Below are 19,353 nucleotides of genomic sequence, written 5' to 3' on the forward strand. Positions count from 1 at the left end.
GGTCAGACCGTAACGGTCGATGCGGCCCGCGCCGCCCGCCGCGGCCGCGGTACCAGACGGCCGCGCCGGTGGGCCAGCCGCAGGAAGCCGGCGGTCAGCGCCAGTCCTGCCAGCACGGACAACAGGCTCGCCTCCGGGCCGAACGCGCCTCCGGACAGGAGGACAGGCCCCGACGTGACCCCGTGCAGCAGGCCCGCAGGGGTGCCGGCGCCCGAGACGACGGTGCCGAAGATGCCGCCCGCGGCGAAGTTCCAGCCGAAGTGGATGCCGATCGGGAGCCACAGCCTGCGTGTCGCGACGTAGGCAGCACCCAGCATCGCGCCGGCCTCGACCGCGATGGCGACCGCTCCCCAGAGGGTGGCGTCGGGGTTGACCAGGTGCACGGCGCCGAACAGGACGGACGTCAGCGCCAGGGCCACCCACGTGCCGGTGCGCTCCTCGAGGCGCCGGAACACGATGCCGCGGAACACCAGCTCCTCCGACACCGCGGCGGCGGCCGTGAGACCCGCGAACGCCAGGGCCGCCGGGACCGACCCCCAGCCCGTGATGTCGTAGCCGCCGGCGATCGTGATGCCGCCGATCACCACCGAGAACATCACCAGGCCGATCCCCAGACCTCGGACCAGCGCCGAGCCGGCCCCGGCCAGCCCGACCTCGACCGGCTCGCGGTGCTCGGTCCTGCGCACCACCCACGAGTACGCGAGCAGCGCCAGCACTGCCGTCGCCAGCCCCAGGACGAGCGCGAGGAGCCAGCTCCCCTTGGCCGCACCGACCGCCAGGCCGCCGGCGACGGCGACGCTCCCGACTGTCCCCAGCTGCTTCACCAGACGCATGACGAGCCCTCCTCAGATGCCGCGGCGGGGTGCTGCGGCTCCTGGGAACGCTAGAAAACGGGGTGCCTCCGGCGCGTCACCGCTCGGTGGACACTGGCCTGTAGCTCGCTCGGGGGATGCCGGCACGAGCCGTGGTCAATGCGACGACGTCAACCACCACCGGTGTCAGGCGGAGCGTCGTACGGCATGGCGCACGTAGATCACGCCGTTGCCGAACGCTCGGTGATCCAGCAGCTCCAGGTCGAGACGGACGCCCCGCGGCAGCGCGGGCTTGCCGCCGCCCACGAGCACCGGGCCCAGCAGCAGGACGCACTCGTCGACGAGGCCGTGCCGGAACGCCTCAGCCCCGAGGGTCGCGCCGCCGACGCTCAGGTCCGAGCCGGACGTCTCCTTGAGCCGTCGGACCGCCTCCGGGTCGAACTGTCGCTCGATGGTCGTCCGTGCCGTGGACACCGCGTCGAGCGTCGTGGAGTAGACGACCTTGTCGGCGTCGCGCCAGATCCCCGCGTACTCCCGGACGACGGCCGGTTCGTCCGTCAACCACTCGTCGTCCTCCCAGACGCGCATCGTCTCGTACATGCGGCGGCCGTACAGCGAGGTGCCGATGTGCCGCTCGTGCTCGTTCCAGAACGCGTGCACCTCCTCGTCGGGCATCGACCAGTCGAAGGAGCCGTCCTCGTCCTCCAGGTAGCCGTCGAGCGACGTGTTGGCTGCGTAGATCAGCTTGCCCATGACTGCCTCCGACCGGACGGGAGCTCAAGGTTGGCAGCGGCACGGAGGCACCGGCAAGTGCCCGGGGGACCGCGACGGGTCGATGCGTCGACGACGGCCCGGCGCCCGTGACGACGTGCGTGCCGATGATCCGTCGTGGATGCCAGGAGCCCTCACTGACCCGGTCTGGGACAGTCTTCCGCCGGTGCCCCAACCTTTTTGGCGGTTGCGCCGTTCTTGTGGGCGTTGACCGATGGAGAGGTGGGTGTGCTGATGGCTCGGTGGGAGCCGATGCTCGAGCAGCTCGTACAGGAGCGGTACGCGCGGCTGTTGTCGCGCGCGACGTTCCTGACGGGGTCGCGTCAGGATGCGGAGGATCTGGTCCAGGAGGCCTTGGTGGCCTCGTTCTCGGGACGGGCGCGGTTCGGCTCGGTGAACGAGGCCGAGGCGTACGTCCGCCGGGCGATCACGACCAGGTCGGTGGACCGCGCGAGAACTGCGCGGCGTGAGTGGGGTGCGCGGTCGCGGCTGGCCGGACACGCGGCGCCGGCCGTGCTGGTGGAGCCGCAGGGGTTGTCGCGCGACGTGGTCGGCGCGTTGGCGGCCTTGCCGCCGCGTGCGAGGGCCTGTGTGGCGTTGCGGTTCCTGGACGACCTGTCGATCCGGGAGACCGCGGTTGCCCTCGGGCTCACGGAGGGGTCGGTCAAGCGGTACACCGCTGACGGCATCGGCGCGCTGAACGCGGCGCTCGGTACCTCGGCGAGCGATCTGGAGTTCGCGAACGTGAAGGAGGTTGGTCGTGGAGCGTGATCTGTACGAGCTGATGCGTGTCGCAGCGGATGCGGACGAGGCGACGCTCGCCCACGTGGGCACCGAGGGTCCGATGGGGCGCGCCCTGGCCGGTGTGCGGCACCGTCGCCGGGTCCGGCACTCCCAGCAGACGGTGCTCGGCGTCGCGGCGGTCGCCGCCCTGGGGGTCGCGGTGGTGCTGGCGGGCAACCTGGCCCGACCGCACGTGGACCCGGCGGTGACGCCCAGCCCGCACGTCTCGACCAGCCCGCACCCGTCGACCACACCGACCGCGACGGCCGTGCCGTCGACGCCGCCGGTGCCGCTGATCGAGGAGCCCGGCCTGCCGCCCTACCGGCCACTGACCGCCGACGTGCTGGCGACCGCAGGTGCCGGATGGGTCGTCAGCGAGCTCGACCTGCCCGGGACGGACGAGTCCGATTTCGTCCCGGCGGAGGGCACCGCGATCTTCGTGTCGTCGCCGACCGGCGACGTCTACCGCGCGGCTGCTCCCGACCCGTCCGCCGTCGGCCCTCGGTCCAAGGTCGCGTTCACCCTGGAACGATGGCCCGTGGGTGCGTCCTACGCCGTGGTGAGCGGCCTGGGTGAGTGGCAGCACCGTGGCCGCCTCGACCTGCTCACCGGAGTCGTCACGGAGGACGACCGCGGCCTTCCGGAGCAGATGCAGCTCGTCGACGTGACGCCCGACGGCACCGAGGTCTGGGAGAGGTCGCCGGGTGCGTTCCCGCTCGGCGGCGTGTGGGTGGTCCCGGCGTCGGGGGAGGCTCGGCAGGTGGGGCCCGGCGGCGAGAACGACGACACGGACGTCCTTGCGGTCGACCCCTCCGGCCGGTACGCGGCGGTCAGCACGGGGCAGGGCCCCGGAGTGCTCGACCTGACGTCCGAGACGCTCGGCGCGCCGATGAGCGTGGAGCGGCCGGCGGGCGACCAGTGCGGTTCCGGGGTCTGGTTCAGCGCGACACGCCTGCTGGTCAACTGCGTCTCCTTGGGCGAGGACCAGTCGGTGGTCGAGACCGCAGTGGTCGTCGACGTCTCGGGCGGGGACCCCGTGGTGGTGTCCACGCGGGAGTACGACGACGGCGAGCCGTACCCGGCGAACGCCGTGCGGGTCGCGGACGGGGTGTTCGCGGCGTGGGCCGGGGAAGGCCGTGGTTGGCCCGGTGCTCGTTGTCCCGGGGTCGTGTGGTTCGACGGCGAGGGTCGGGCGACGGCGCCGGTCCCGTCCGCGGGCGACGGGTCCACGTCCGCGATCGGGGCGGTCGACGGGTTCCTCTACACCGGGGAGTCCGAGTGCGGCTCCGATGCAGTCACGCGGTCCGTCACCCGGCACGACCCGGCCACGGGCCAGGCGACCGTCCTTCTGACGAGGCCTCTCACGGACCCGGACGGTCCGGGCATCGGCAAGGTGGTCGTCTCGCGATGATCCACCGCCCACCGGTGGTGCACACCGTGTGAGCGCGGCCCCGACGATCGCTCGTCGGGGCCGCGCGCGGCTCACCCTGGATGACGGCGTGGCCGGGTGAATGGTGCAAGGCGAGAGGCCGCTCCTGAGGGAGCGGCCTCTCGCGTCACCCACGCATGGACCACGGCAGAGCGGAACGGCGGCTCAGCGCCGTGACGGCCCGCTCTCCGGGATCGAGCGGGTCAGGAGCAGGTCGGGCTCGACGTGCTGGGCGACCCGCTGCCGAGGAAGCCGAAGCTCGTCGATCCGCCGGCGGCGACGCTGCCGTTGTACTGCGCGTTCCGCACGGTCAGTGTCGCGCCGGAGCCCGTCGCGACCCCGTTCCACGTGGAGCTCACGGACGCGCCAGGGAGGGTCACGTTCCACGAGGTGATCGCCGACTTGCCGGCCGTGACCGTGACCTCGCCCTGGTAGCCGCCCTGCCACGCGCTGACGGTGCGGTAGGTGGCGGTGCACACGGACGAACCGCCGGTCGGCGTCGGGGTGGGCGTCGGGGTCGGGGTCGGGGTCGGAGTGACGGTGGGCGTGGGCGTGGGCGTCGGCGTGACGGTGGGCGTCGGCGTCGGGGTGGGCGTCGAGCCGTCCCCGCCCGCCGTCTTGTACGTGACGACCGTCCGTGCCGCCGAGCACTTGCCGCCGCAGGACGAGGGCAACGAGAAGGAGTACTCCCGACCGCCGAAGAGGTACGCGCCGGTGACGTCCTTGACCCTGATCCGGTAGTCCGTGCCGCCCGCGGTGGTCGGCTTGACCAGGTACGACTGCCCCATGTCGATGTTCATCGGGGTCGTCACCCACGCGCCGTCGGTGAAGTGCTCGACGCCGTGGATGCCGTTGGGCAGGTGGTTGATGGAGACCCCGGCCCACCACTTCTCCGAGCCCTGGATGAACCCGATCTCGATGTCGCCGGAGTAGTTCGGCGCCTTGATGAACTCCCACGTCACCTTGCGGTTGCCCCAGTGCGCGGGCTCGAGGTCACCGACCGCGGTGCCGTTCTTCTGGAACAGGTTGATGGCCTGGTGAGCCAGGTCGATGTGGTACGGGTCGTCACGGCACCACGCGTTGGGGTCACCACAGCTGTCGGCGACGAGCATGTCGAGCGTCGCGCCGTTGTACTTGTCCTGCACCCACGCGCCGTTGCGGCAGAACGCCTGCCCGGCGGCGCCGTCGTTGATGCCGGTGCAGTAGTCGGAGATCGACACCCGCACCCAGCGGCCGCAGTTGAGGCCGTTGTTCCACATGCCGACCTTGGGGTCGTTCGCGGCCATCGGCCGCGAGTACATCGCGTAGTCACGCGGCGTGTTGAAGACGTTCAGCGCGATCCAGTTCTGGGTCTCGAGCTGGTCCTGCGGCAGTCCGCAGCCCCCGTACGGTGCGCCGAGGTTGTCGAACCACGTCGCGCTGCCGGTCACCGGCGCGGGCTCACCGCCGGGGGTCAGGGCGTGCGCAGGCACCTGCGCGACGACGAGCGCCGCGCCCGCCAGCAGCACGGCGAGCACACGACTCCACGGACGGACTTTCCCTTGCGCGGACATGACGGTTCCTCCCGGTGGGCGACGGATCGCCCCGAGTGTGCACCTCGGTGTCGGGGTCGCGTGGGGGCGGTCGCGTCTTTCCTCGGGGACGAATCGTTTACGCCGACCCGCGTCGCGGACCTCCGGCGGCCTCTGACCACGGCCGACGATCCGGCGGCCCCCCAGAGCCGATGCGCGGTCGCAGCACCTCCACTAGCCTTCCGCGGTGGCCGCCCACCCGGGGCGCGCCCCACGGTCAGGGGGCTCTACCTATGCGTTCGTCCATGTCGGGCTTGTCCTCGTTGCGTCTACCGATCGTCCTGGCAGCCGTCCTCACGGCCGGTCTCGCCGGCGCGGCTCCCGCCTCCGCCGCGCCCGTCGGTGCGGGCAGCACCGTCGACTTCTCCGGGAGCGGGGGCGACTACATCACGCAGGACCGTGCCTGGTCCTACGACACGAGCGACGCCACGATCACGGCCACGGCATCGGCCGACGGCAACCGGCTCAACCTCGGCATCGACGGCGACACCCGGTGGTACCTCGACTTCGCGGCGCCGGCGGGCGAGAGCCTGACCGCAGGGGTCACCTACGACGGCGCGACCCGCTACCCGTTCCAGGAGTCCGAGGAGCCCGGGCTCAGCCTGTCGGGTGACGGCCGCGGCTGCAACGAGCTGAGCGGGTCGTTCACGGTGCTCGCCGCCGACTTCAACCCCGACGGGTCGGTCGAGCAGTTCGAGGCCACCTTCGAGCAGCACTGCGAGAACAGCACCACGTCCGTCGCGACCGGTCGGGTCGTCATCGCGGACGAGGTGGCGCCGGTCGAGCTGACCGTCGACGCCGAGGTGACCTCCGGCACGGTCTCGCGGGTGTCCGGCCGCGCCGAGCTGACCGGCACGCTCACGTGCAGCCGCGAGACCCAGGTGGACCTCGCGGGCACCCTCGCGCAGCGCATCTCCCGCGGCAAGCTGGCCACCGGCTCCTGGTCCCTCGAGGACGTCGCGTGCGGGCCCACCGCCACGACCTGGACGGCGACCGTGGTCCCCGCCGGGAGCGTCCCGTTCGGCCGCGGACTGGCGCAGCTCGACGCGACGGCGCAGGCGACCGACGACGCGTCCGGCGTCGTCGTCACGGACGTCCTGGACGCCGAGGTGCGGCTGCGTCGCTGACGCGCCGTCGGCAGTGGGTGTGGGGACGAGGTGGTCGGGGACGTCCGCTTCAGGAGCTCGCCGGAGCGGCCGCGTTCGACAAGATCCACAGCATGCGCACGCCGGTGAGGGCGAAGATGCCGAACGCGACTGCGAGGTAGACCGCCACGCGGCGACCGCGGGTCGTCCACGGGACGACCGCGACCGGCACGGGCGCGACGAGCGCGGACGCGAGCAGAAAGGGGAGGACGTACAGGCGGTCGGCGTCATCGACACCGAACCCACCGCCGGTGCACCCGCTGATGCCGCACAGCGCGAGGTCCGCGACGAGCCACGCGGCGAACCCCGCGGCGCAGGTGATCGGCAGCGACCAGAGAAGATGCAGTGCCGGGTAGCGACGCATACGGACTATGTCGGCGCGCGCGGCCCGCGACGTGAGAGCCGGTCACCGACCGGCGCTCCCCGACCACAGGCCGTCGCCGACGCTCAGGCCGGCGGCTCCTGGTACAGGCCGACGACGTTCCCTCCCGGATCGCGGAATCGAGCGGTCAGCTCACCCGGGTCCCCGCCCACCGGCTGGACGATCTCGCAGCCCTCGGCCATCACGCGCCCGACCGCCGCCTCGAGGTCGTCGACCCAGACGTACACCAGGACCCCGAGCGCGGCCGCGTCCCGGTGGGGGACCCAGTGGCCGCTGACCTCGTCGGTCGAGTCCTCGAAGAAGTAGGTGCCGTGCTCGGCACGCACCTTCCAGTCGAAGACGCGGGCGTAGAACTCGGCCGCCTTCTGCGGATCGTCTGCCGGCAGCTCGACGTGGCAGATCTTGCCGTGACGCAGGGTGGTCATGAGCATCACCTCGGCTCGATGATCGCGGCCGCCGGGGCACCGGGTCCAGTGAGGGGGTCGCCGACGTCGAGGCGGCCACGCGGTGCCAGACGGCGGCAGGAGAGCGCGGCCGAGGTCAGGGCGTGTTGATCCACGCCCGGGTCGCACCGGTGTGGGGGTCCACGTCGAGGTAGTCGTCGCGCCCGTCGCCGTCGAGGTCGGCGAGCTGGACCTGGCTGCCCGGCACGCCGACCCCGGAGGCGACCTGGCCCTGGGGCTGCCAGATCCACTCGCCGCCTCCGGGCCTCGGGCCGCCGTTGGTCCACATGTCGACGGAGCTGTCGTCGTGCAGCACCAGGTAGTCGGGTCGGCGGTCGCCGGTCAGGTCGGCGATCCGGATCTGGCTGCCGGGAGCGCCGACGCCGCTGGCGATGGTGTCCTGCGGCGTCCAGGACCAGTCGCCGCCGGTGGGTTTGATGCCGCCGTTGAGCCACGCCTGGACCGAGCTGTTGTCGTTCACCCGCCAGTAGTCGGCCAGGCCGTCGGAGTCGAGGTCGGCGAACCGGACCTCGTCCCCGCGCGCGCCCACCCCGCTGGCGATGGTGCCCTGCGGGCGCCAGATCCACTCCTCGCCGCCCGACCCGTTGCGGCCGCCGTTCAGCCACGCCTGCACCGAGCTGTCGGGGTTGACCACGAGGTAGTCGGCGAGGCCGTTGCGGTCGAGGTCGGTGAAGCGCACCCTGCTGCCGGGCGCGCCCACCCCGCTGGCGATCGTGCCCTGCGGGCGCCAGATCCACTCATCGCCGCCCGACGGGTTGCGGCCGCCGTTCAGCCAGGCCTGCACCGAGCCGTTCGCGTTGACCTGCAGGTAGTCGGCCGACCCGTTGGCGTCGAGGTCCGCGTACACGACCCGGCTGGCGCTGCCGGTGGTGATGGAACCGCGGGGCTCCCACTGCCAGACGCCGGTGCTGCGCCACATCCGGGTGTTGCCGGTGGTCGGGTCGACGTCGAGGTAGTCGGCCCGCCCGTCGCCGTCGATGTCGGCGAACTGGATACGGTCGCCGGACACGCCGACGCCGGTCGCGACCGTGCCCTCCTCGCGCCAGGCCAGCTCCTCGCCGCCCGACGGCTTGAAGCCGGCGTTGAGCCACGCCCGCACCGAGCTGTCGGGGTTGACCACGAGGTAGTCGGCGGTGCCGTTGGCGTCCATGTCGGCGAACCGGACCCGGTCGCCGGGGACCCCGACGCCCGGGGCGATCTTCAGTACCGGGCCCACGCTGCCTCTGACGTACAGCCGTGCGGTGACCGAGCTGTCGTCGGCGACGGTCAGCCAGTCGGCCGGGCCGGGGTCGTCGATGTCGGCGAAGTAGTGCCGGCCGGCGATGCCGCGGCTCGGCAGGTACGACGTGGCGGTGCCGTCGGCCTTGTAGGTCGCGATGTCCCCGTGGTCGGGGTCGTACTTGATCATCTCGGCCTTGCCGTCGACGTCGAAGTCGGCGAACCGCCACACGGGGCGCACGTCCCACGCGGGGGTGCTCACGGTGCGGTGCGAGTGCCAGGTCACGGTGCCGTCGTTGTTGACGCCGCCGTTGGTCCACTGCTCCACCGTCTGGTCCGGGTGGGTGACGAGGTAGTCGGCGCGGCCGTCGCCGTCGAGGTCGGCGAAGTGCACCTCGTCACCGCTGCCGAGGGCCAGGCCACCGGGGTACGCGCCGGGCGCCATGGTGCCGCTCGCCACGACGCCCTGCGGTGCCCAGCCCCGCACCGGTCCGCCGGGGGTGGACGGCGTCCCGGGTTCCCCCACCCAGCCCATGACGAGGGCGGTCTGGACGCCTCCCGCAAAGGCGTCGGCGATCTTGCGGTAGCCCTCGTCGTTCGGGTGCAGCCCGTCGGCCAGGTCGCCGAGGGTGACCGCGTCGAGATCCACCCGGACCAGGTGGTCGCCCCGGTTGATCCGGTCGTCGAGCATCGTCCTGATCGCCGCGTTGTACGCGGTGATCCGGGCCTGGACGCTCGGGTCCTGCGCCGGCGGGAGGGTACCGACCACGATGGCCACGCCGGGCGACCCGGCGAAGGTCCGGTCGATCAGCGCGCTCAGCCGGGCAGGGGCGCTCGCCACGTCGACGTTGCCCACCATGTCGTTGGTGCCGGCGAGCAACGTCACGACGTTCGGGCGCTTCGACGGTACGGCGGTCGACGCCTTCTGGGAGATCTGGTCGATCGTGTACCCGGGCCACCCTTCGTGGTCGGTGTCGGGAATGTCGCGACCGTGGTTCCGGCTGCCGACCAGGTCCCGCTTGAGGATCGACGCGAAGACGAGCGTGGCCGCCAGGGTGCCGAGCAGCTGGCCGAACGTGACCTTGCCGAGGTCGTCCTGCATCTTGTCGCGGTAGCCGGACTCGTTGCTGCTGCCGTAGCCCTCGGTGATCGAGTCGCCCAGGGGCATCAGCCGGAGCCCGGACGGCGGCTCGGCAGCGGCCCGCTGCCGCCCGATGCCCACGGGGCGATGGTCGGAGGGTGGGCCGCCGAGCACGTAGGCGTCGCCGAGGTCGGTGTTGCGCTCGTTGGTGACGAAGTAGTCGTACCGGTTCCCGCTGTCGTGGGTCGGAGTGTTCACGTCCGTGGCGATCATGCCGGCCAGGGGCGGGAAGTAGTCGCGGTCGACGAGGACCTGCGGTTCGACGTTGAAGTCCCCGCCCACCGTCCACCGGTAGTCGACCCCTCGGTCCTCGCCCCAGCGGAGCACCTCGCTGTCGATCTCGTCGAGCAGGAGGCCGGCGTCGCCGCCGCCACCGGAGAGGGCATGGACGGTGAAGTACCAGTGCGCGCCGTACCGGACGCCGAGGGCGATGCGGCCCGCGTCGATCGGGTTCTCCACCACGTTCACCTCGTCGGGCTCGCGGTCGACGACGACGGCGATGTTGACCCGGCCACCCCGACCGTTCTGGGTGAGCACGAAGTACACCGTGCGGTACGCCGGTGCGGTGTTCTCCGTCCCGACGTTCCAGCTGTAGCGCTGGATCTGGTGGGCGGTGATGGTGCCGTTCCTGGACACGGTCGTGCGGGTCAGGCCCGTCAGCTGGGTGGACGAGGACGCCGGAGTGGCGCCCGCCTCCTGCAGCAGGACGATCGGGTACTGCCGCGCCCACCCGCGAACGTTGTTGAACCACTTGTTGGTGTCCGCCTCGTCCTCGTTGGCGCCCCGCATGTTCCAGGTGACCAACGGCGTGCTGGACAGCGGCCGGTCCTCAGCCGCAGCGGGCGCGGCGTGCAGCGCGACCAGGACGGCTGCGAGCAGGCACAGCACCATCCCCATGGCCACGGCCGGCATCCACGTCGGCGTGAGACCCACGACCCGTCGGCGGTTCGCCGGAGACCGGGCACCGGGGTGCGTCGCGCCGCCGAGGGACGGGTGAGCGAGGGGAGATCTCATGTCACTCCTGAGCTGGGACCGGCAGTCGCCGACGGGGGCGACACGGGATGGGTGCGCTTGCGCTGGTCACGGCTCGCGGGTCTGCTCGGTGATCACGACGGACGCGGCGGGCTCCGCGCCCCAGGCGGCGAGCAGCGGCAAGGTGCGCGCCGTCCGGGAGTGCGGCTCGACGGTGTAGAGCACGAGGTGCTGGTCGGTCTCCTGCGGGGCGACGAGCAGCTCGACGTCGAAGACGAGGTCGCCCGCGACCGGGTGCCGGATGCGGCGTGGGGCCGAGGAGTACTCGCTGACGCGATGGTCGTCCCACCAGCGTGCGACGTCCGGGTCGGCTCGGCGCAGCTCGTCGATCTGGTGCTCCAGGCGGCGGTCCTGCGGGTACCGCGCGGCCTCGCGTCGCAGCCCGGCGACGGCTGCGCGGGCACAAGCGGCCCAGTCGACGATCCGTTCGCGTGCGTCCGGGTCGAGCAGCAGGTAGCGCGTGTAGGACGTGCCCGGCTCCATCGGGTGCCCGTAGACGGCGCAGAACAAGGCGTTGCGGGCCAGCACGATCCCGCGTCGTCCGATCACGAGGGCGGGCAGGTGGTCGAGCATGCTGATCACGCGCAGCAGACCAGGATCCGGCCGCTGCGGCCGGTAGGCGGTCGCGCGCAGCGGGTGCGCCGCCCCGGGTGCGGCGAGGTCGTCGAGGTGGGCACGTTCGACCTCGTCCAGGCGCAGCGCCCTGGCCAGGGCATCGAGCACCTCGCGGGAGATGTTGGCCTGGCGGCCCTGCTCCAGGCGGCTGTAGTAGTCGGCGCTGACACCGGCGAGCATGGCGAGCTCCTCGCGGCGCAGACCGGGTACCCGGCGCTCACCGGGCACCGGGCTGATGCCTGCCTGCTGGGGCGTGAGCCGGTCCCGGCGCGAGCGCAGGAACGCCGCCAGCTGAGCTCGGTCACGGGTCATGTGTGCGACCGTAAGGGGGAATCAGGCGGATCTGGGTGGTCCCGTCATGCCCAGGCACGGCGGTGGGCGTCCGGCGCGCGGGCCGGCCGTCGCCAGCCCGGGTGTGACGGCGCGAGAAGCGTTGCACCATCACACCCGGGCCTGACCAGGGGTGACGTGGTCCGCCGACAGTCGTGAGCTACGACGTCGGCGTACCGTCGGGCCCGGACGTCAGTTCGCGAGGCGCAGGTAGAACGCGGGACCCTCGTACTGGTACTCCGGCATGGTCTTGACGAGGGCGATCTCGTCCGGGTTGGCCGAGTAGAAGTGCGTGCCGGACGCGGGCCGGTAGAACCGGTGCATGGCGCTCAGGCCGGGGCCGTTCGCGGAGAAGACGCGACCGGCGATCCCGTTGAGCTGGTACTGCGGGAAGCCCACGACCTGCGCGTACTCGACGGTGTTCGCCGTGTAGAAGTGCGAGGCGGTGCCCTTGAGCTGGAAGCGGTTCAGGTCGGACAGCGGCGTGGTGGACGAGGTCGCGTAGGGCGACTTGATGTAGGCCACCCGGCCCTCGTACAGGTACTCGGGGTAGCCGATGACGGTGTTGCGCTCGCCGTCCGAGGTCGAGTAGAAGTGCGTCCCCGTGCTCGGCACGTAGAAGCGGTAGAGGGGCATCTCATCCGCCGCGGCGGTGCTGTGGGGGTACTGGACCAGGACGATGTTGGCGACCCAGCCGTAGTCGGAGTGCGCGATCGCGACGCCCGCATCGGTCATGTTCGGGGCCCAGCCCTCGTACTCCCACTCGTCCAGCCAGAACGCCACCTCGTCCAGGAAGTCGGCCTGGGTGACGGGCGACCCGTCCTCCCAGGTGCCCCACCAGTAGACGAGGCCCGACGTGCCGTCCAGCGAACCGGCCGGCACCTTCGACTCGAGGTCCGGGTCCTGCTGGGGTTCGCCCTCGTCGTTCTGGGTCCAGCCCAGCTCCGCCTGCCGGCTGGCCCAGTCCCCGGCGACGGAGTCGAGCTCTGCGCGGCGGCTGACCGGCTCGTGTCCGCCGGAGAGGCGGGCGAGGTTGACGCTCCGGAACGCGGGCCAGTCGAGGCCCTTGACGGTGCGGTCGACCGTGGCCGACATGGCGGCCTGCGTCCCGTCCGCCGACGCGTCGGGCGCCGCTGCGGCGGTGTCCCAGGACGACGACGGGAGGAGCGCGCCGTGCGAGGAGTGGGGGGTGGCCGAGGCAGCCACGGCGCCGACGCCCGTCAGGGCGACGGTGAGTGAAAGACCGAGCGCGAGCCCGGTCAGTGTGCGAGTGCGCACAGGGGTCCTCCTAGGTGTGCCGATCCCGCGACGAACGTGCGCGGGTTGTGTCCGAGTCGTCGGCATATGGCGACCCATCCGTGAGCCGTTCGGCAGGCGGGGTGCTCAGACTCCGGCGAGTTCACCGTTTTGGCCGAGTGTCGCCCGGCCTGTCCGGACGTGCGGTCGGACGACCAGGTCCTGCGACGCCGCCAGCCAGGCTCGTGGGGACGACCCGAGCGCGCGGGTGAACGCGCGGGAGAACGCGGCCGGCGTCGCGTAGCCGAGCTCGGTCGCCGTCCGCCCCACGGACGCCCCGGAGCGGAGCCGCTCCTGGGCGATGGTGAGGCGCCAGTGCGTCAGGTACTCGGCGGGTGGTTGGCCGACCAGCTCCTTGAACCGTGCGGCGAACGAGCTGCGCGACATCCCCGCCTCACGGGCCATCGACGCGAGCGTCCACGGGCGGCCCGGGTGCTCGTGCAGAGCGACCAGCGGGCGCGCGACCCGCTCGTCGGACAGGCCCGAGATCAGCCCGGCAGGCAGCGCGAGCTCCTCGGTGTGCTCCAGGATCCAGCGGAACAGCTGGATGAGGACGATCTCGAAGAGACGGTCGGCCAGCAGCCGGTTCCCGCACCGGACGTTGTCGATCTCCGAGAACAGCAGGTCCAGCGCAGGTTCCAGGGAGACCACAGCGTCCAGGGGGAGCACCAGGACCGGCGGGAGCGTGCGGACCAGCGGGTGGGTGCGACCTCCTTCGAACTCGAACGTCGCGCACGCGAAGTCGGAGTCCTCGGTGGGGGCGTTGCGGAACGCGTGCTCCAGCGGCCGCGGGTAGAACACGAGGCTGGGCTCGTCGACCTGCCGCGTCACGAGCGACCCGCCGGGGCCCTGGTGGGTCACCTGCATCTCGCCGCGGCGCAGCACGTGCAGGAAGCCGCGGCCGGGCTGCGCGGCGAATGTCGTCACGCCGCACAGGGGACCCGTGTGGAACACGCGGGTGTGGGCGCGGAAGACATCAAGGAGGGCCGAGAGACGGTCGACGGACGCCACGGGAGCAGTGTGCCAGACGATCAGACGTGTATTGGAGACGATGCGAGTCATTCCGTCTCGTCAGCGCCCACAAGATGAGGGAGTGCCCCAGCAAGAGGGCGAATCCCGATCCACGGAGCCACACATGTCTCACGTCCACCTCGTCGACCGCGAGTCCGCTACCGGCACCGTCAAGGACCAGCTCGACCAGATCCACGCCACGTTCGGCACCGTCCCTGCCATGTTCCGGGCCGTCGCCAACTCGCCCGCCGCCCTGACGAGCATGTGGACCTCGTTCGGCGCGTTCGGGGGTGGCTCTCTCGGGGCTGCGCTCGGCGAGCAGATCGCCGTCGCCGTCGCCGACCGCAACTCCTGCGAGTACTGCCTCGCCGCCCACACCGCCCTCGGTCGCAAGGCGGGGGTCACGGGCGAGGCCATGGCCGCCGCGCAGAGCGGCGAGTCCGACGACCCCCGCACCGCCGCGTTGCTGACGTTCGCGCTGCGCGTGGTCGAGGAGCGTGGGCACATCACCGCCGACGACGTCCGGGCCGTCCGCGACCAGGGGTTCGACGACGAGCAGATCGTCGAGACCATCGCGCAGGTGGCGCTCAACCTGTTCACCAACTACGTCAACGTCGCACTCGCCGTGCCCGTCGACTTCCCCCGGGTCGGGCTCCAGCGCGCCGCCTGACTGCGCAGCGCCCGGGCGGGAGCCGTCCCGCCCGGGCGCTGGGGCCGCCGAGCTCGGCCAGCGCGTCGGCGGCCGGACCGATGGTCGGGGCCGCCTGCGGGTAGAGCACCAGACCGTCGTTGAACGAGCCGTGGGTCGAGCCGCTCAGGCTCAGCTCGCGCGCGTACCCCGTCCGGTCCGCCCAGAACGTGTCCCGGCTGGGATCGCGTCGCTCGGTGCCGTGGTCGCTGCTCAGCAGCAGGAACGGCCTGCCCGAGCCGGCGGTGGCGCTGGGCCGGCGACACGGCGCCCGAGCGGTCAGCGGCGCCACTCGTAGGGCGTCGTCGTCGAGACCCGCACGAACCCCGCACGCTCGAGGATGGGGCGGGAGTACTCCGTCGAGTCGCTGTGGATCAGCGTCTTGCCGCCGGCGAGCGCCGAGCGCGCCCTCTCGGCTGTGAGCGCGCGGTAGATCCCCCGGCCGCGCCAGCCGGGCAGGGTCGCACCGCCCCAGATCCCGGCGAACTCGGTGCCCTCGACCGGTTGCAGCCGCCCCGCGCTGACGACGTGCCCGTCGGCCTCACCGACCCAGAGCTCGATCCCGTCGCGTCGTGCGAGCCGACCGAGCAGCGCGTCGGCGATCGCGTCGGAGCCGGACCCGCCGAACACGAGGTCCTGCATCGCGGCCATCGCCCGCACGTCTGCCTCGCCCGTCACCCGCCGCAGCGTCACGCCGGCCGGCAGCGCGACGTCCACGTCGAGGCGCCGCGCCTCGCCGATCATCACCGACTCCGCCTCGCCCTCCACGAAGCCGTGCTCCACCAACGCGTCGTGCAGACCCGGCGCGTCGTCGTGGCCGCGCGACTTCCACTCCACCTGCATGACGTCGGGGTCCGCCCGGAAGTGGTCGATCGCAGCGCCCACCCATCCACGGATGGTCCCGGCGTTCGCCCCCGCGAGGTCCGGATAGGTGATGAAACCACGCCCCGCGGCGAACGTGACCAGGCGCAGCGGGCCGAGCCGCTCCACTGCGACGGCGCCGGCAGTCTCGGCGTCGGTGCGCAGCTGGGCGTCGTAGGCGTGCAGCAGCGCGGCAGTGCTCGGCATGGCGCGACGATCTCACGGCGCAGGTCGCAGGTGCCGGATTCCCGTCGGCCCGTCCAGCGCGGGTGGCGGACCGCACCTCCCGAGGCATCAGTCCCGCGCCGCACGTGCCGATAGGGAGGGTGGACGTGCGCGCGCCTTCTGCGCGCCCGGAGGAGCTCAGACGGTGTCGACCCTGGACGTGGCGGGAGCGGTGACGGCGGTCACCGCCGCCGTCGTCTGCCTGCGCGCCGCCGCCCGGGCGTCGTCCCGGGGCGCGCTCGCGTGGCGCTGCCAGGCCGCCGCGTGCCTCGCGTGGGCGCTGGGGGCGGCGGTCGGCTGGCTCGGCCCTCTGCCCCTGACCGCCGTCCCGCGAACGCTGCTCGACGTCACCGCCCCCGCCCTGGTCGCGGCCGGGATGTGGCTGACCTCCCGCGGCGCCGACGCCCGCTCGCGCGTCCGGATGCTGCTCGACGGCACGACGGCCGCCGTCGCCGCCGTGACCCTGACCTACGCCGTCCTGCTCGGCCCGTTGTGGGAGGCGTCCGGGCGGCTCGACGTGATGCCGCTCGTCCGGCCCGTCGTACCCGCTCTGCTCGCCATGTTCTACCTCTGCATCATGGTCGCGGAGATCCCGGTGCAGCGGTGGCCCATGCCGTTGCTCCTCAGCGGCGCGCTCACGGTCGCCGCCGGCGCGGAGACGGCACGCTCCGTCCAGGCGCTCACGGGCGGCGACCCGTCACGGACGGCAGCGGGGGCGTGGGTGCTGTGCTTCTTGCTCGTCCTCGCGGCCGGCCTGGTCTACCCCGGCACCTCCCCACGCCGCGACGTCTCTCCGAGCGCGTGGTTCGTGAGTCTCGCGCCGTACGTCCTCGCCGCCCCCGCGGCTGTCGTGCTGCTCGGCACGCGACTGCGCACGGGCGCGCTCAGCGCCCCCGAGGAGGTCGGCGCCGCGGCGCTCGTCGCGCTCGTGCTCCTGCGGCAGTTCGTCACGCTCGCCGAGAACCGGGACCTCGTGGCCCGGCTCGCCGCGAGCGAGGCCGAGCTGCGCCACCGCGCCTCGCACGACGTCCTGACCGGGCTGCCGAACCGCGCGCTGCTGCTCGAGCACCTCACCACCGCGACCCGACCGGTCGGCGTCCTGGTGATCGACCTCGACGGCTTCAAGGAGGTCAACGACGAGCACGGGCACGACGCCGGCGACCAGCTCCTCGTCGAGGTCGCCCGGCGGCTGCGCGCCCACGTGGCCGACGGCGACACCACAGCGCGTCTCGGCGGCGACGAGTTCGCCGTCCTGGTCCCCGGACCGCCCGAGGCGTCCCAGGCAGTCGCCGCCCGGCTGCTCGCATCGCTCGACGCGCCGTACGTGCTGCGCGACGGGTCGTCCGCCCACGTCGGTGCGAGCATCGGCGTCGCGTCGCTGCACGACGACGACCGCGGTACCGGGTGCATCGAGGAGGTCCTGCACCGGGCCGATGCCGCCATGTACACAGCGAAGCGCCGCGGCGGCTCCCAGCTGGCCGAGGGCGAGCTACCGGCCGGCGTGGTCGCTCCCGCGGCGACCTCCTAGCTCATCGAGGGAGAGGACTCCGGCGCTGCCGAGAAGGTGCGTGATCGCGGCGTCGATGCGCCCACGGCGGCCACCGTGCGGTGCGAGTGGTCCTTGGCCGATGCCGTGCGGGATGCTGTCCGACCTGTGATGGAGCTCCCTCGACCGCCGAGGAAAAGCACTGTGGACGGCGCGGAGGCCGCTGACACCATCGCGCCATGAAGACCGAGGCCGTGCCTGAGGTCCACGTCGTCGTCGCCCACCGGGCACGAGCGACGTTGCGGGTCGGCGACGTGTTCTTGAAGGTCGACCCTGACAGAGCCGGCATCGACGCCGAGGTCGCGGCGATGGCACTGGTTCCGGTACCCACCCCGGAGATCCTGTGGCGCAACCATCCGGTGCTCGCGATCGGGCTCGTGCCGGGGACGGCGCTGGGCAAGTACGGCCACCGGTCGCCGGTGGGTCCCGGTTCGTGGACGGCCGCAGGCGCCGCGGTGCGGGCACTGCACGACACCACCCCGCTGCCGTCATGGGGTGGCCGATCCGTCGACGAGCTCGTCGAGCGCCTCGACGAGGCGTGCGCATGGATCCTGACGAACGAGGCCGTCACCGTCGACGTCCTCGAGCACAATCGTCGGCTGGCGCGGCTCGTGCTGCGGCCTCACACGCCTGTGTTCGCGCACGGCGACCTGCAGCCCGACCACATCTTCGTCGTCGACGACCGGGTGACCGGCATCATCGACTGGTCCAGCGCCGGGCCGGGGGACCCCCTGCACGACCTCGCCGTCCTCACGCTGGGACATCCGGAACACCTCGACGATGTCCTTGCCGGGTACGGCGAAGCCGACCTCGAGCTGATTCAGGGGTGGTGGTCGTACCGAGCCCTCACGGCGATCCCGTGGCTGGTCGAGCACGGCTTCGGCCCCGTCGAGACCTACCCGGAGACCGCAGTGCTGCTCGCCGCCATGCACTGAGCTGCGGAAGACCCAGCGCGTCAGAGCTCGAGGCGGTAGTGGACCTGGGTGTCCTGCGTGACGAACCCGGCACTCTCGTAGGCTCCGAGCTCTTTGCTCGAGCTGTCGGCGTCGACCCTGAGGCTGGCACGTCCGTAGCCCTGGTCCTGCGCAGCCCGGAGCGTGTGCGAGATCAGTGCTTCGGCCACGCCGCGCTCCTCGTACGCGGGCCGTGTGGCGATGACCCTGAAGTACGCGTCAGGGGTGCCGGTCGCCTCCGTCTCCGCCTCCCACGAGACGACCAGGAGCACGCCGGCCGCCGTCCCGGTCTCGCCGTCACGGAGCAGAAAGCTCAGCTCGGGCCGGAAGCTCGAGCCCACCACCGAGACCTTCCACTGCTCGGCGGTGAGCTGCGACCTGGTCGGGTCGACCTGGACGGCCGCGTTGCGGACCGCGCGGAACTCCTCGTCGGCCTCGGCCGTGTAGCCCTCGATCCGCATGCCGGCGGGAAGGGGTGCGTCCGGAACGGCGGTGCCCAGCGGATGCCTCATGTGCCGGGTCCACTTCGTGGCCGTCATGCCTGCCGCACGGTAGAGGGCGACGGCACCGTCGACGTGCTCCCCGTAGATGGACTCGACGACCAGACGGAGCGTGGGGTGATGCCGTGCGTGCAGCGTCTCGGCGGTGGCCAGCCCGTGCTGCATGAGCGTCGTCCCCAGCCCCTGGCGACGATGGGTGGGGCGGACGGCGCCGGCCGCCTGCACCGTGTGGACGATCTCGGCTGTCGGCTGGTGGTGGACCGCCGAGAAGCCGAGCATCGTCGGACCGTCGAACACCGCCAGCGTGGACGTCGGGAGGTCGTCGACCGGTGAGCTCAGCTCCTCGGCCGCGTCCTCCGCGGTGTACTGCCCCCAGACGTGGTCCTCCGCGTCGATCGCGTTCATGAGGTCGGCCATCGCCGCGGCGTCGGACACGGCCAGCGGGCGCCAGATGAGGTGGTGCGACTCGACAGTCATGGCCGAACGTTATGGCGCCCGACGAAGCGTGTCCTCCAGATTCCAGGTTCCCCGACCCCGGGCGCGCGGCGCGCCACCGGCCCGCCGCGCACCCGGCTCGGTG

17 protein-coding genes are annotated in these 19,353 nt (G+C 72.3%); 6 read left to right on the top strand and 11 right to left on the bottom strand.

All coding sequences use genetic code 11. From position 1 onward, the window contains the following. Positions 1-2: 2 nt before the first annotated feature. Positions 3-833 carry a CPBP family intramembrane glutamic endopeptidase gene (locus tag ACVW07_RS13965; protein WP_456819838.1) on the bottom strand — a complete coding sequence of 277 codons (831 nt, stop codon included), beginning with the start codon at positions 831-833 and terminating at the stop codon, positions 3-5. Positions 834-998: 165 nt separating this feature from the next. After that, positions 999-1,565 (bottom strand): dihydrofolate reductase family protein, encoded by a 567-nt coding sequence (locus ACVW07_RS13970; RefSeq protein WP_456819839.1) that lies wholly within the window; start codon positions 1,563-1,565, stop codon positions 999-1,001. A 252-nt stretch (positions 1,566-1,817) separates the two neighbouring features. On the opposite strand from ACVW07_RS13970, the gene ACVW07_RS13975 reads away from it, so the two are divergent. Beyond that, positions 1,818-2,354 carry an RNA polymerase sigma factor gene (locus ACVW07_RS13975; protein ID WP_456819840.1) on the top strand — a complete coding sequence of 179 codons (537 nt, stop codon included), beginning with the start codon at positions 1,818-1,820 and terminating at the stop codon, positions 2,352-2,354. After that, the gene (locus ACVW07_RS13980; RefSeq protein WP_456819841.1) at positions 2,344-3,777 is read left to right on the top strand and encodes a hypothetical protein; all 1,434 of its coding nucleotides are present in this window, start codon (positions 2,344-2,346) and stop codon (positions 3,775-3,777) included. Before ACVW07_RS13975 ends, ACVW07_RS13980 begins: the two co-directional genes overlap by 11 nt. A gap of 221 nt (positions 3,778-3,998) precedes the next feature. Here the strand turns inward: ACVW07_RS13980 and ACVW07_RS13985 are convergent, their stop codons facing one another. Then, positions 3,999-5,312 (bottom strand): cellulose binding domain-containing protein, encoded by a 1,314-nt coding sequence (locus tag ACVW07_RS13985; RefSeq protein WP_456819842.1) that lies wholly within the window; start codon positions 5,310-5,312, stop codon positions 3,999-4,001. Between the two features lie 299 nt (positions 5,313-5,611). On the opposite strand from ACVW07_RS13985, the gene ACVW07_RS13990 reads away from it, so the two are divergent. Continuing rightward, on the top strand, positions 5,612-6,493 hold the full coding sequence (locus tag ACVW07_RS13990; protein WP_456819843.1) for a hypothetical protein: 882 nt from the start codon (positions 5,612-5,614) through the stop codon (positions 6,491-6,493). A 49-nt stretch (positions 6,494-6,542) separates the two neighbouring features. Here ACVW07_RS13990 and ACVW07_RS13995 read toward each other — a convergent pair whose 3' ends face one another. From ACVW07_RS13995 to ACVW07_RS14020, 6 genes are all read right to left on the bottom strand, one after another. Beyond that, positions 6,543-6,875, bottom strand: coding sequence for a hypothetical protein (locus tag ACVW07_RS13995; RefSeq protein WP_456819844.1), 333 nt, complete (start codon positions 6,873-6,875; stop codon positions 6,543-6,545). 83 nt (positions 6,876-6,958) lie between these two features. Further along, positions 6,959-7,318, bottom strand: coding sequence for a VOC family protein (locus tag ACVW07_RS14000; RefSeq protein WP_456819845.1), 360 nt, complete (start codon positions 7,316-7,318; stop codon positions 6,959-6,961). Positions 7,319-7,433: 115 nt separating this feature from the next. Next, positions 7,434-10,730: an FG-GAP-like repeat-containing protein gene (locus ACVW07_RS14005; protein ID WP_456819846.1), complete on the bottom strand. Its 3,297-nt coding sequence runs from the start codon at positions 10,728-10,730 to the stop codon at positions 7,434-7,436. 66 nt (positions 10,731-10,796) lie between these two features. Next, entirely contained in the window at positions 10,797-11,675 is an 879-nt protein-coding gene (locus ACVW07_RS14010; RefSeq protein ID WP_456819847.1) for a helix-turn-helix transcriptional regulator, read from the bottom strand. Positions 11,676-11,885: 210 nt separating this feature from the next. Further along, a complete protein-coding gene (locus ACVW07_RS14015; RefSeq protein WP_456819848.1) occupies positions 11,886-12,971 on the bottom strand; it encodes a hypothetical protein in 1,086 nt (361 codons plus the stop codon). 105 nt (positions 12,972-13,076) lie between these two features. Continuing rightward, entirely contained in the window at positions 13,077-14,051 is a 975-nt protein-coding gene (locus ACVW07_RS14020) for an AraC family transcriptional regulator (protein WP_456819849.1), read from the bottom strand. A gap of 73 nt (positions 14,052-14,124) precedes the next feature. Between ACVW07_RS14020 and ACVW07_RS14025 the strand changes: the two genes are divergently transcribed. Continuing rightward, positions 14,125-14,670, top strand: a complete 546-nt coding sequence (locus ACVW07_RS14025; protein WP_456819850.1) for a carboxymuconolactone decarboxylase family protein — start codon at positions 14,125-14,127, stop codon at positions 14,668-14,670. A 297-nt stretch (positions 14,671-14,967) separates the two neighbouring features. On the opposite strand, the gene ACVW07_RS14030 is transcribed toward ACVW07_RS14025, so the two are convergent. Then, positions 14,968-15,756: a GNAT family N-acetyltransferase gene (locus tag ACVW07_RS14030; RefSeq protein ID WP_456819851.1), complete on the bottom strand. Its 789-nt coding sequence runs from the start codon at positions 15,754-15,756 to the stop codon at positions 14,968-14,970. A gap of 163 nt (positions 15,757-15,919) precedes the next feature. Here ACVW07_RS14030 and ACVW07_RS14035 point away from each other — a divergent pair, with 163 nt between their 5' ends. Next, positions 15,920-17,302: a diguanylate cyclase domain-containing protein gene (locus ACVW07_RS14035; protein WP_456819852.1), complete on the top strand. Its 1,383-nt coding sequence runs from the start codon at positions 15,920-15,922 to the stop codon at positions 17,300-17,302. Between the two features lie 197 nt (positions 17,303-17,499). After that, complete coding sequence (locus ACVW07_RS14040; protein ID WP_456819853.1) at positions 17,500-18,255, top strand: phosphotransferase family protein; 756 nt, start codon at positions 17,500-17,502, stop codon at positions 18,253-18,255. Positions 18,256-18,275: 20 nt separating this feature from the next. On the opposite strand, the gene ACVW07_RS14045 is transcribed toward ACVW07_RS14040, so the two are convergent. Further along, positions 18,276-19,250, bottom strand: coding sequence for a GNAT family N-acetyltransferase (locus ACVW07_RS14045; RefSeq protein WP_456819854.1), 975 nt, complete (start codon positions 19,248-19,250; stop codon positions 18,276-18,278). Positions 19,251-19,353: the final 103 nt, after the last annotated feature.

Source organism: Cellulomonas sp. URHB0016 (genome assembly GCF_054057935.1).